The sequence below is a fragment of the Burkholderia mayonis genome (assembly GCF_001523745.2).
In the GTDB taxonomy this organism is placed as follows: domain Bacteria; phylum Pseudomonadota; class Gammaproteobacteria; order Burkholderiales; family Burkholderiaceae; genus Burkholderia; species Burkholderia mayonis.
Genome location: NZ_CP013386.1, coordinates 3027937 through 3040604, shown reverse-complemented (window position 1 = coordinate 3040604; position 12668 = coordinate 3027937). Strand labels below are relative to the sequence as shown.

Sequence of the window (12668 nt, the reverse complement as noted above, 5' to 3'; positions counted from 1 at the left end):
GATGATTCTTCAGGACTTCAGAACAGGAAATAGCGTTGCGCCATCGGCAGCACGGCCGCGGGCTCGCAAGTGAGCAGCGTGCCGTCGGCGACGACATCGTAGGTCTCGGGATCGACGCTGATTGCGGGACGCCATGCGTTGTGAACCATGTCGTGCTTCGTCACCGTGCGGCAGCCGCGCACCGGCACGAGCCGCTTCGCGAGCCCATAGCGTTCGCCGATGCCTGCGTCGAGCGCGCGTTGCGATACGAACGTGAGCGACGTGCGCGCGAGCGCGCCGCCGCGCGTCGCGAACATCTCACGGTAATGGACGGGCTGCGGCGTCGGAATCGACGCGTTCGGATCGCCCATCTGCGCGACCGCGATCATGCCGCCCTTGATGATCATCGCGGGTTTGATCCCGAAGAACGCGGGTTCCCACAGCACGAGGTCCGCCCACTTGCCCGGCTCGATCGACCCGACTTCGCGTGCGATGCCGTGCGTGAGCGCCGGGTTGATCGTGTATTTCGCGACGTAACGCTTCGCACGGAAGTTGTCGTTGCGCGCGCTGTCCTCGGCGAGCGCGCCGCGCTGCACCTTCATCTTGTGCGCGGTCTGCCACGTGCGGATGATCACTTCGCCGACGCGGCCCATCGCCTGCGAATCGGACGACAGCATCGACAGCGCGCCGAGATCGTGCAGGATGTCCTCGGCCGCGATCGTCTCGCGGCGGATCCGCGATTCGGCGAACGCAAGATCCTCGGCGATCGACGGATCGAGGTGATGGCACACCATCAGCATGTCGAGATGTTCGTCGAGCGTGTTGATCGTGTAAGGGCGCGTCGGATTCGTCGACGACGGCAGCACGTTCGGCTCGCCGCACACCTTCAGGATGTCGGGTGCGTGGCCGCCGCCCGCGCCTTCGGTGTGGTACGTATGGATCGTGCGGCCCTTGAACGCGGCCACCGTCGCTTCGACGAAACCGCCTTCGTTCAGCGTATCGGTGTGGATCGCGACCTGCGTGTCGGTGTCGTCCGCGACCGCGAGGCAGTTGTCGATCGCGGCGGGCGTCGTGCCCCAGTCTTCGTGCAGCTTGAGGCCGATCGCGCCGGCCTCGATCTGCTCGACGAGCGGCTGCGGCCGGCTCGCGTTGCCTTTGCCGAGAAAGCCGAGATTGATCGGCCAGCCGTCGGCCGCCTGCAGCATCCGCTCCATGTGCCACGGCCCCGGCGTGCAGGTCGTCGCGTTGGTGCCGGTCGCGGGGCCCGTGCCGCCGCCGAGCATCGTCGTCACGCCGGACGCGAGCGCCTCGTCGATCTGCTGCGGGCTGATGAAATGGATGTGCGTGTCGATGCCGCCCGCCGTCACGATCAAGCCTTCGCCCGCGATGATCTCGGTCGCCGCACCGATCGCGATCGTGACGCCCGGCTGGATGTCCGGATTGCCCGCCTTGCCGATCGCCGCGATGCGGCCGTGCTTGATCGCGATGTCCGCCTTCACGATCCCCCAGTGATCGAGGATCACCGCGTTCGTGATCACGGTGTCGGCGACGTCGGCCGCGGGCAGTTGCGACTGGCCCATGCCGTCGCGGATTACCTTGCCGCCGCCGAACTTCACTTCTTCTCCGTAGACCGTGCAGTCGCGCTCGACTTCGATCAGCAGCTCGGTATCCGCGAGCCGAATGCGGTCGCCCGTCGTCGGCCCGTACATTTCCGCGTACGCGCGGCGGCTCAAACGTAATGTCATATCGTCGAATCCTTCGAATGCCCGTGCGGGGGGGCGTATCAGCGAGTCGCGTCGGGGCGGGCGCTCAGAGCGGTCCCATCACCTTGCCCTGGAAGCCATAGACGACGCGCGCGCCTTCGAGCTCGACGAGCTCGACCGTGCGCGCCTGGCCCGGCTCGAAGCGCACCGCGGTGCCGGCCGCGACGTTCAGCCGAAAGCCGCGCGCGGCTGCGCGATCGAACGACAGCGCATCGTTGACTTCGTGGAAGTGATAGTGCGAGCCGACCTGCACCGGGCGATCGCCCGTGTTCGCGACGATGAGCTCGATCGTCTTGCGGCCGACGTTCAACGCGTGCTCGCCGTCGTCGGTCAGGAGTTCGCCGGGGATCATGCGCCCTCCCGGCAAAGCGTGCGAAGGGCGCGGCTTCCGTCGGCGGAATGCGGGAGGGAATGAACCAAGCAGTGAATCATGACGCGCCTTCATGGAATCGGGTGATGGACGGTGACGAGCTTCGTGCCGTCGGGAAACGTCGCTTCGACCTGGATGTCGGGAATCATCTCGGGTACGCCTTCCATCACGTCGTCGCGTGTCAGAAGCGTCGTGCCGTAGTGCATCACTTCGGCGACCGTCTTGCCGTCGCGCGCCGCTTCCATCAGCGCGGCCGTGATGAACGCCACCGTTTCTGGATAGTTGAGCTTGAGCCCGCGGGCTCGGCGGCGTTCGGCGAGTAGCGCCGCCGTGAAGATCAACAGTTTGTCTTTTTCTCGGGGAGTCAGTTTCATGAAAGAAACATTTTGGAAAACGTAATATTCGGGCGGCGCGCGTCGCGGCGGTCGCGAAGTCATCGTAGCACTGCGAACGTGCGCGCGCGGTGAAGCCTTCGGGAATGAGCCAGCAAGGCACGTGCCATGCGTTTTCTGCGCGCGTTCGTGCTGCGCGACGGTGCGTCGCGCACCGTGATGGCGCGTTTTTCTGAAAGGCGTGCGTCAGGAACGTGCGGTGTTCAGGTCTGCCAAAGGCGCAGCGGCATCGCATCGACGCCGTGGACGATCGGGCGCAGCGCGAGCCATTGCGAGATGAAGAGCCGCTGCAGCGCCTCCATCGAATGTGCAAGGGCGCGAATCAGCATCACGCCGGGCGCGACGCAGGTGACGCCTGCGCGCAGCGCATCGTCGAACGGCAGGGCGGGCGCGATCGATTCGGTGAGCGCGTCGGTGCATGCGGCGCCGAGCGCCCAGAGCGTGCCGTAGACGGGAAAGCCGCCGAGCCCCTGCGGCGCGGCGCGCAGCGTATCGGCCGCATCGAGGCGCGCGCGCTCGACCCACAGCGGCCGCCCCGACGGACCGACGATCTTCGAGAACGACGCGATGCTGCCCGTCGACCACGCTTCGCCCGCCGCCTGGCGGCCGAGCTGCGTCGCGTCCCAGCCAAGCACGCTCGCGCCGTCGCCGAGCTTCAGCACGAATTCGAGCGATGCCTGCGCGGCGTCGAAGAACAGATTGTTCTGCGGCAGCCAATCGAGCTTCGCGTGCGCGCCGACGCCGATGTCGATTCGCTGCCGCGCGTCGAGCCCGTTCGATTTGTACCACTTCGTCGCGCCAGGCGTCGTCAGCACCGCGTGCGTATCGGCGGCGAGCTTCACGTCGATCTCGAGCCGGTCGCCGCCCGCGACGCCGCCCGGCGGATGGACGATCACCGCGTGGCAGATCGCGTCGCCTTCCGGATAGAGCGCGCGCTGCACGCGCAGCGGCCCGACGTGCCGGCGATGGACGAGCGCGGTGCGTCCCGTCCGCTGCCGCTCGAAGCCGAGTTCGAGGCGGGCGTGCCACGCCTTGGCGGCGGGGCGGACGAGCGAAGCGTGGGGTTCGTGGGCGGACATCGGTCGAATCGGAAAAGCGGGCGCGCTAATGCTACAGGATACCGGCTCGCTTCTGCGAGCGGGGGACGGCGCGGGGGACGGCGCGCGAGTGGCCGGCTTCGACGCGCGCCGGCCGCTCGCGGAAATCGTTCGGCGCGTGCGGAATGTTCAGTACGTTTAGGGCATTCAGTACGTCGTCCGATACGAATCGTCTTGTTCAGACCGCGATCCGCTCGCGCACGCCATCCGCATCCATCTCGCTGCCCGCGCCGCCCGCGACGATCTCGCCGCGGCTCATCACCCAGTAGCGATCGGCGATCGAGCGCGCGAAATCGTAATACTGTTCGACGAGCAGCACCGTCATTCTCGTTTCGTCGACGAGCTGCCGCAGCGTGCGGCCGATGTCCTGGATGATCGACGGCTGGATGCCTTCCGTCGGCTCGTCGAGGATCAGAAGCTGCGGCTCGCTCATCAGCGCGCGGCCGATCGCGAGCTGCTGTTGCTGGCCGCCCGACAAGTCGCCGCCGCGTCGCGCGCGCATGTCCTTGAGCACCGGGAAGAGCGCGTAGATCCGGTCGGGCACTTTCGACGGCGCCTTGCGGCTCGCCGCCCCGATGAGCAGGTTCTCTTCGACCGTGAGTCGCGGAAAGACGTCGCGGCCCTGCGGCACGTACGCGAGGCCCGCGGCGACGCGCGCGTAGGGCGGCAGCGCGCCGAGCGGCTTGCCGCGCCAAGCGACGTTGCCGCTCTTCGTGGGCACGACGCCCATCAGGCAGCGCAACAGCGTTGTCTTGCCGACGCCGTTGCGTCCGAGCAGCACGGTCAGCTCGCCGTCGTCGGCGGCGAGGCTCACGTCGCGCAGGATGTGGCTGCCGCCGTAGTACTGGTTCAGCGATTCGATCGTCAGCATCGCATCATCGTCCGAGATAAGACTCGATCACCGCTTCGTCGCGCTTCACGTGATCGAGCGTGCCTTGCGCGAGCACCGCGCCTTCCGCCATCACGGTCACGCGGCCCGTGTCGCCCGCGAGCGCCGCGACGAACTCCATGTCGTGCTCGACGACCATCATCGAGCACGTGCCGCGCAGCGTGTTCAGCAGCGCCGCGAGCGCCATCGTCTCGTGGTCGGTCATGCCGGCCGCGGGCTCGTCGAGCAGCAGGAGCGCGGGGCGCTGCATCAGCAGCATGCCGATCTCGAGCCGCTGCTTCTGTCCGTGCGACAGCTCGCCCGCGAGCCGGTACGCGCTGTCTTCGAGCCGGATCAGCGCGAGCGTCTCTTCGATCCGCGCTTGCGCCGCGCGATCGAGCCGCGCGCGCAGCGACGCGAACCAGCGCTTGTCGGTCGCCATCGCGAGCTCGAGGTTCTCCCATACCGGATGCTGCTCGAACACGGTCGGCTTCTGGAACTTGCGGCCGATGCCCGTGCGTGCGATCTCGGGCTCGCTCATTCGCGAAAGGTCGAGCGTTTGCCCGAGGAACACCTTGCCCGAGTCGGGACGCGTCTTGCCGGTGATCACGTCCATCATCGTCGTCTTGCCGGCGCCGTTCGGACCGATCACGCAGCGCAGCTCGCCTGCGTCGATCGCGAGCGACAGCTTCTTCAGCGCACGAAAGCCGTCGAAGCTTACTTCGACATCCTCGAGATAGAGGATCGTGCCGTGCGAGGTATCGATCGCGCCGGGCGCGACGACGTGCGACATCTGAGCCGTGCCGCTGACCGCGCGCAGATCGACGCCGTCCGGCTGCGCGAGATCGGGAATCATCGCGTTCTCGTTCATCGTGGCGTTCCCTTGCGTATGACGGTTTCGACGAGGCCCATGATGCCGCGCGGCAGCACGAGCGGCACGAGCACGAAGATGAGGCCGAGGAAGAACAGCCAGTATTCGGCGAAGTACGCGGTGAACACGCTCTTCGCGCCGTTGACGGCGAATGCGCCGACGATCGGGCCGATCAGCGTGCCGCGGCCGCCCACCGCGACCCAGATCGCCATCTCGATCGAGTTGCCGGGCGACATCTCGCTCGGGTTGATGATGCCGACCTGCGGCACGTACAGCGCGCCCGCGATCCCGCACAGCACGGCCGACACGACCCACACGAACAGCTTGTACGCGAGCGGGCTGTAGCCGAGGAACATGATGCGCGTCTCGCCGTCGCGGATCGCGGTGACGACGCGGCCGAGCTTGCTCGTGACGATCGCGCGCGCGGCGACGAACGACGCGACGAGCGTCGCGAAGGTCATCAGGAACAGCACCGTGCGCGTGCCGGGCGACGTGATCGCGAAGCCGGCGATGCGCTTGAAGTCGGTGAAGCCGTTGTTGCCGCCGAAGCCCGTCTCGTTGCGATAGAAGAGCAGCATCGCGGCGAACGTCGCCGCCTGCGTGATGATCGACAGATACACGCCTTTCACGCGCGAGCGGAACGTGAAGAAGCCGAACACCCACGCGACGACAGCGGGCACGAGCACGACGAGCGCGAGCGCGTACGCGAGATGCCCGGTGCCGCTCCAGTACCACGGCAGCTGGTGCCAGTCGAGGAACACCATGAAGTCGGGCAGGTCGCTGCCGTACTTGCCGTCGCGGCCGATCGCGCGCATCAGGTACATGCCGATCGCATAGCCGCCGAGCGCGAAGAAGAGGCCGTGCCCGAGGCTCAGAATGCCGCAGTAGCCCCAGACGAGATCGAGCGCGAGCGCCGCGATCGCGTAGCACATCAGCTTGCCCGCGAGCGTCATTGCATAGGATGACAGATGAAATGCGCTCGATTCGGGGGCGACGAGCGCGGCGAGCGGCACGCCGACACCGACCGCGATGCACAGCGCGACGAGCGCGAGCCACGCGCGCCGCGACAGCAGCGCGGGGCGCGGCGGCATGCCGAGCGCGAAGCGCGACGCGGCGGGCGTTGCCGGCGCAGCCGAGGCGGCGACCTGTGCGACGGGAAGAGAGTGGATCGTCGAAGTCATGTCACGCCTCCGCGCTGCGGCCCTTCAGGGCGAACATCCCTTGTGGGCGTTTCTGGATGAACAGCACGATCATCACGAGCACCGCGATCTTCGCGAGCACGGCGCCCCAGAACGGCTCGATCGCCTTGCTGACGAGCCCGAGGCCGAAGCCGCCGAGCACCGTGCCCGCGATCTGCCCGACGCCGCCGAGCACGACCGCCATGAACGAATCGATGATGTAGCTCTGGCCGAGATCCGGGCCGACGTTGCCGATCTGCGACAGCGCGCAGCCGCCGAGCCCTGCAATGCCCGCGCCGAACGCGAACGCATACGAATCGACGCGCGCCGTTTTCACGCCGACGCACGCGGCCATCCGGCGGTTCTGCGTGACCGCGCGCACGAAGAGGCCGAGGCGCGTCTTCGTCAGCACCGCCCATGCGACGCCGACCACGGCGAGCGCGAACGCGAGAATCGCGAGGCGGTTGTACGGCAGGATCAGGTTCTGCATCACGGTCACGCCGCCGCTCATCCACGAAGGATTCACGACCTGCACGTTCTGCGCGCCGAAGATCATCCGCGTCGCCTGGATCAGGATGAGGCTCACGCCGAAGGTTGCGAGCAGCGTCTCGAGCGGACGGCCGTACAAGTGCTTGAGCACCGTGCGCTCGAGCACGATGCCGACTGCGGCCGCCGCGAGAAACGACGCGGGAATCGCGGCGAGCGGATACCAGTCGAACGCGCCCGGCGCGTAGCGCTGCACGAGCGTCTGCACGACGTAGGTCGCGTATGCGCCGATCATCAGGAATTCGCCGTGCGCCATGTTGATGACGCCGATGAGACCGTAGGTGATCGCGAGGCCGAGCGCGGCGAGCAACAGCACGCTGCCGAGCGACAGCCCCGCGAACAGCGTGCCCACGATCTCGCCGCGGCGCTGGATCGCGTGCAGCGCGTCGAGCCCTTGCAGCGCGGCGTCGCGCACGCGCGCATCGGGCTCCGCGTAGCTGCCGTCGGCGTTTTTCGCGACGAGCGGACGCAACTGCTCGATCATGTCGAGATCGTTGCGCGCGGCGACGAGCTGCACCGCTTCGAGGCGCTTCGCCGGATCGGCGTCGTGCAGCGCGGCGATCGCCCACAGCGCATCGAGGCGGCGCTTGAGCGTCGGGTCGGTTTCCTTCGCGCGCGCCGCGTCGATCATCGGCTTCAGCGATGCATCGGTGCGCTTCAGCAGCGCGTCGATCGCGTTGCGCCGCGTCGCGAGATCGGACGACGCGAGGTCGAGCCCGGACAGCGCGTTCGCGATCTTCGTGCGCAGCAGGTTGTTGAGCATCACGGGCTGCGCGTCGCCCGCCTGCGCCGGCGCGTTCGTCAGCGCGTCGTGCGCGGTGTCGCCGCTCTGGATCAGGATGCGTCCCGCGTCGGTCGCGAGCGCGTTGCCGTTTGCGAGCGCGTTCAAGAGCGCGGCGGCGGCGGCGTCGCGTTCGGCGGCGAGACGGTCGATCGCGGCGGTCTTCGCGTCGAAATCGTCGCCGGCGAGCGCGGCGGCGTCGGCGGCCGTGACCGCGAAGGCCGCGCGGGGCGCGCCGAGCGCGAATGCCGCGCAGACGGCGAGCGCCGCGAACGCACGGGCGGCGCGGCTCAAAGGCGTGGGCATCGGTATGTCCTCGCGAATGGAGAGAAAACGCGCGGCGCGGCCGCGCGCGACAGGGGCGCCGCGCGTTTGCGCGGCGCTTGCGGAGGCGTCAGGCGAGCGCCGCGCGGCGGCGGCGCAGGAACTCGGGAATCGAGCCGACCACATCGGGCTTGCCCTGGTTGCCCGCGATGAACGGACTCCACGGTTGCGCGCGGATCGCCGTCTTCGTCTTCCAGACGACGTTGAACTGGCCGTCGCCGCGGATCTCGCCGATCATTACCGGCTTGTGCAGGTGGTGGTTGCCGTCCATCGTCAGCGTGAAGCCCGACGGCGCCGCGACGCTCTGGCCGATCATCGCGACGCGCACCTTGTCGACGTCGGTGCTCTTCGCCTTCTCGACTGCCTGTTTCCACATGTGGATGCCGACGAAGGTCGCTTCCATCGGATCGTTGGTCACGCGCTTCGCGCCGCCTGGCAGGTTCTGCGACTTCACCCACGTGGCGAACTGCTCCTTGAACTTCGTGTTCGCCGGCCCCTTCACCGACATGAAGTAATTCCACGCGGCCAGATGCCCGACGAGCGGCTTCGTGTCGATCCCGCGTAGCTCTTCCTCGCCGACCGAGAACGCGACGACGGGCACGTCGGTCGCCTTGAGCCCCTGGTTGCCGAGCTCCTTGTAGAACGGCACGTTCGAATCGCCGTTGATCGTCGAAATCACCGCCGTCTTGCCGCCCTGCGCAAAGGTCTTGATATTCGCGACGATCGTTTGATAATCGCTGTGTCCGAACGGTGTGTAGACTTCCTGAATATCGGAGTCCTTCACGCCCTTCGATTTCAGGAACGCACGCAGGATCTTGTTCGTCGTGCGCGGATAGACGTAATCGGTGCCGAGCAGGAAGAAGCGCTTCGCGCCGCCGCCTTCCGCGCTCATCATGTATTCGACGGCCGGAATCGCCTGCTGGTTTGGCGCGGCGCCCGTGTAGAACACGTTGCGCGACATCTCTTCGCCTTCGTACTGCACCGGGTAGTAGAGGAGGCCGTTCAGCTCCTCGAACACGGGCAGCACCGATTTGCGCGACACCGACGTCCAGCAGCCGAACACGCACGCGACCTTGTCCTGCGTGAGCAGCTGGCGCGCCTTCTCGGCGAAGAGCGGCCAGTTCGATGCGGGGTCGACGACGACGGGCTGGATCTGCCGCCCGAGCACGCCGCCGCTCTTGTTGATGTCGGCGATCGTCATCAGCGCGGTGTCCTTGAGCGAAGTTTCGGAGATCGCCATCGTGCCCGACAGCGAATGCAGGATGCCGACCTTGATCGGGCCTTTGCCCGAATCCGCCGCGCGCGAGAGGGGGCTTTGCCCCGCGAGCGCCATGACGCCTGCCATCGATCCGAACTTCAAAAGACTGCGACGTTTCATCGAGTTCCCCTTGCCTGTTGGAGTGTGGGCGCGCACCGGAGCGGACACGCGGCGAACCCGAATACGCAAGGCATGTGCCAGATGCTGCGCCTTTCGGGTTCGCGCGCCCATCGGCGGGGCTTTCGACGATGCGGCGCGGTGCCTGCGACGCGCGCGATCGCGCATCGCGTGGTCCGTCGCGGTGCAGCACCGCGCACGCGCATGCTGCATGGTTGTGCATCGCGAGTCGCGTGCTTACACTCTCAATGCGATTTCCCTTCGATGCGGCGGCCGAGCGACGCGCTCGTCATCGCGCGTCGCGACGTATTCCAAACTTCGTTCGATCGATCTCCGAGGAGTTCTCCATGGCCGAGCACGTTTCGCAGACCCCCGACCTTTCCGCGTTCTGGATGCCGTTCACCGCGAACCGGCAATTCAAGGAGGCGCCGCGTCTTCTTGTTGCAGCGAAGGGGATGTACTACACGTCGCACGATGGCCGCCGCATCCTCGACGGTACGGCGGGCCTCTGGTGTGTGAACGCGGGACACGGGCGCGACGAGATCGTCGCGGCGGTGAAGGCGCAGGTGGAGGAGATGGATTTCGCGCCGACGTTCCAGATGGGCCACCCGAAGGCGTTCGAAGCGGCGACGCGCATCGCGCGCCATACGCCCGGCGATCTGAAGCACGTCTTCTTCACGAACTCCGGGTCGGAGGCGGTCGATACCGCGCTCAAGATCGCGCTCGCGTATCACCGCGCGCGCGGCGAAGGGCAGCGCACGCGCTTCATCGGACGCGAGCGCGGCTACCACGGCGTCGGCTTCGGCGGCATCTCGGTGGGCGGCATCGCACCGAACCGCAAGGCGTATTCGGGCGCGCTGCTGCCGTCCGTCGATCACCTGCCGCATACGCTCAACCTGAAGGAAGCGGCGTTCTCGAAGGGGCAGCCCGCATGGGGCGCGCATCTGGCCGACGAATTGGAGCGGCTCGTCGCGTTGCACGATGCGTCGACGATCGCCGCCGTGATCGTCGAGCCGGTCGCGGGCTCGACGGGCGTGCTGATTCCGCCGCAAGGTTATCTCGAACGGCTGCGCGAGTTGTGCGACAAGCACGGCATCCTGTTGATCTTCGACGAAGTGATCACCGGCTGGGGGCGGCTCGGCGCGGCGTTCGCGTCGCAGTTCTTCGGCGTGACGCCCGACCTGCTGACGATGGCGAAGGGCACGAACAACGCGGCCGTGCCGATGGGGGCGGTGGCCGCGAGCGGCGCGATCCACGACGCGATCGTGAACGGCGCGCCGGCCGGCATCGAGCTGTTCCACGGCTATACGTATTCGGGGCATCCGCTCGCGGCCGCGGCGGCGGTCGCGACGATCGATCTCTACGAGCGCGAAGGGCTCCTCACGCGCGCCACGCGGATCGGGCCGATCTTCGAGCGCGAGATCCACAAGCTGAAGGACGCGCGCCACGTGATCGACGTGCGCAATCTCGGCCTCGTCGGCGGCGTCGAGCTGAGGCCGCGCGACGGCCAGCCCGGCGCGCGCGCGTACGAGGTCTTCGTCAAGTGCTTCGAGAAAGGCGCGATGATCCGCTATACGGGCGACATCCTCGCGTTCTCGCCGCCCCTTATCGTCGAGGAGGCGCAGATCGTCGAGTTGTTCTCGATCGTTGCGGAAGCGCTGAAGGAAACGGAGTAGGCGGAGAGGGCGAAATGAGCGGGAAGATCACGCGAAGCGGCGCGCGCTGCGCGCGCCGCCGCGATGCGCGGTCAGTAGCGCGGCACCGACGGATCGACGTCGCGCGACCACGCGTCGATCCCGCCTTGCAGATTGTAGAGCTTCGTGAAGCCGCGCGATTCGAGGAACATCGCGACTTGCGCGCTGCGCATCCCGTGGTGGCACACGCAGACGATCTCCGCTTCGTCGTCGAGCTCCTCGCTGCGCGCGGGAATCTGCTGCATGGGGATCGACACGCTGCCGTCGATCTTCGCGGTCGCGATTTCCCAGGGCTCGCGCACATCGAGCACGACGGGCGCCGGGCGCGCCGGGTCGCGCAGCCATTCGGCGAGGGCGGACGCGGTCAGGATCTGCATCGGCATGTATCGACTCAGAACTTGAAGCGCGACGGCTCGATCGCGTTGACGAGGTGGTCGACGTAGGTTTCGAACACGTCGGCGACGCGGTATTGCTTCTCGTCGATGCGCGTGATGATCTGCGCCTTCATCACCGGCCGGCCGCCGACGAACCCGGCGAGGCGGCCGCCCACCTTCAGTTGCTCGAGCAGCTCTTGCGGAACGACGGGCAGGCCGCCCGACACGCAGATCACGTCGTACGGCGCCTTCGCAGGCCAGCCGCGCGAACCGTCGCCGAGCGCGACTTCGACGTTCGTCACGCCGTTCTTCTTCAGATTCTCTTCGGCGAACTTCGCGAGCGCCGGATCGATCTCGACCGTCGTCACGCGCTGGCCGCGCGCGGCAAGGAGCGCCGCCATGTAGCCGGAGCCTGCGCCGATCTCGAGCACGTTCTCGTGCTTCTTCACCGCGAGTTCCTGCAGGATGCGGGCCTCGACGCGCGGAAACAGCATCTTCTGGCCGCTCGGCAGCGGCAGCTCGATGTCGGCGAAGGCCAGGTCGCGGTACGCGGCCGGCACGAAGTTCTCACGCTTGACGACCGACAGCAGGCCCAGGACGTCCAGATCCAGTACATCCCAAGGACGGATCTGCTGTTCGATCATGTTGAAACGTGCTTTTTCGATATTCATGGTGTCATGCTGCCTGGACGGCAATCGGGCGGGGGACGAAAAACTCCCGAATTGTACCAAACGGGGCCGCGGTCTTGCCTTTGGAGCGACTGCAGCGCGAAACCGGCTAGCGCTTGCTGTTCTTGATCTGCTGCTCGAGTGCGGCGTCGAACTTGCTGACCTTGCGCGGCTTCTTCGGGCCGAGCTCGTCGACGAACGCGACGAACTCCTCGAGCGGCAGCGGCTTGGAGCGCTTTTCGGCCGCGCCGCTCGAGCGGTCGACGAGGTAGAAGAGGCCGCCCGGCATGCCGACCGCCGCATATTGCGCATTGCCGGTGCGGGTTTTCAGGCGTTCGACCGCGCGGGTCGCTTGCGTGGTGCGCATCGTGCGTGGAAACGGAGTGCG

13 protein-coding genes are annotated in these 12668 nt (G+C 67.2%); 1 reads left to right on the top strand and 12 read right to left on the bottom strand.

From position 1 onward, the window contains the following. Positions 1-17: 17 nt before the first annotated feature. From ureC to urtA, 9 genes are all read right to left on the bottom strand, one after another. A complete protein-coding gene (gene ureC, locus WS70_RS14680) occupies positions 18-1724 on the bottom strand; it encodes an urease subunit alpha (RefSeq protein ID WP_059470346.1) in 1707 nt (568 codons plus the stop codon). Positions 1725-1788: 64 nt separating this feature from the next. After that, positions 1789-2094: an urease subunit beta gene (locus tag WS70_RS14675; RefSeq protein WP_059470345.1), complete on the bottom strand. Its 306-nt coding sequence runs from the start codon at positions 2092-2094 to the stop codon at positions 1789-1791. An 89-nt stretch (positions 2095-2183) separates the two neighbouring features. Next, positions 2184-2486: an urease subunit gamma gene (gene ureA / locus WS70_RS14670; protein ID WP_059470344.1), complete on the bottom strand. Its 303-nt coding sequence runs from the start codon at positions 2484-2486 to the stop codon at positions 2184-2186. Between the two features lie 221 nt (positions 2487-2707). Next, the gene (locus tag WS70_RS14665) at positions 2708-3583 is read right to left on the bottom strand and encodes an urease accessory protein UreD (protein WP_059597604.1); all 876 of its coding nucleotides are present in this window, start codon (positions 3581-3583) and stop codon (positions 2708-2710) included. 196 nt (positions 3584-3779) lie between these two features. Continuing rightward, positions 3780-4472: an urea ABC transporter ATP-binding subunit UrtE gene (gene urtE, locus WS70_RS14660; protein WP_059597603.1), complete on the bottom strand. Its 693-nt coding sequence runs from the start codon at positions 4470-4472 to the stop codon at positions 3780-3782. Positions 4473-4476: 4 nt separating this feature from the next. Beyond that, a complete protein-coding gene (urtD, locus tag WS70_RS14655) occupies positions 4477-5340 on the bottom strand; it encodes an urea ABC transporter ATP-binding protein UrtD (RefSeq protein ID WP_059597602.1) in 864 nt (287 codons plus the stop codon). Then, complete coding sequence (gene urtC, locus WS70_RS14650) at positions 5337-6521, bottom strand: urea ABC transporter permease subunit UrtC (RefSeq protein ID WP_059597601.1); 1185 nt, start codon at positions 6519-6521, stop codon at positions 5337-5339. Before urtC ends, urtD begins: the two co-directional genes overlap by 4 nt. Position 6522: 1 nt before the next feature. After that, entirely contained in the window at positions 6523-8151 is a 1629-nt protein-coding gene (gene urtB, locus WS70_RS14645) for an urea ABC transporter permease subunit UrtB (protein WP_059597600.1), read from the bottom strand. Positions 8152-8239: 88 nt separating this feature from the next. Beyond that, a complete protein-coding gene (urtA, locus tag WS70_RS14640; protein WP_059597599.1) occupies positions 8240-9547 on the bottom strand; it encodes an urea ABC transporter substrate-binding protein in 1308 nt (435 codons plus the stop codon). A 344-nt stretch (positions 9548-9891) separates the two neighbouring features. Here urtA and aptA point away from each other — a divergent pair, with 344 nt between their 5' ends. Next, positions 9892-11220, top strand: coding sequence for an omega-aminotransferase AptA (aptA, locus tag WS70_RS14630; protein WP_059597598.1), 1329 nt, complete (start codon positions 9892-9894; stop codon positions 11218-11220). A gap of 71 nt (positions 11221-11291) precedes the next feature. Here the strand turns inward: aptA and WS70_RS14625 are convergent, their stop codons facing one another. The 3 genes from WS70_RS14625 to WS70_RS14615 all read right to left on the bottom strand — a co-directional run bounded on the left by WS70_RS14625 (position 11292) and on the right by WS70_RS14615 (position 12647). Further along, positions 11292-11615, bottom strand: coding sequence for a rhodanese-like domain-containing protein (locus tag WS70_RS14625; protein WP_059470448.1), 324 nt, complete (start codon positions 11613-11615; stop codon positions 11292-11294). A gap of 14 nt (positions 11616-11629) precedes the next feature. Then, positions 11630-12283 (bottom strand): protein-L-isoaspartate O-methyltransferase family protein, encoded by a 654-nt coding sequence (locus tag WS70_RS14620; RefSeq protein ID WP_059597597.1) that lies wholly within the window; start codon positions 12281-12283, stop codon positions 11630-11632. A gap of 106 nt (positions 12284-12389) precedes the next feature. Next, positions 12390-12647 (bottom strand): hypothetical protein, encoded by a 258-nt coding sequence (locus WS70_RS14615; protein WP_059470335.1) that lies wholly within the window; start codon positions 12645-12647, stop codon positions 12390-12392. Positions 12648-12668 lie beyond the last annotated feature (21 nt).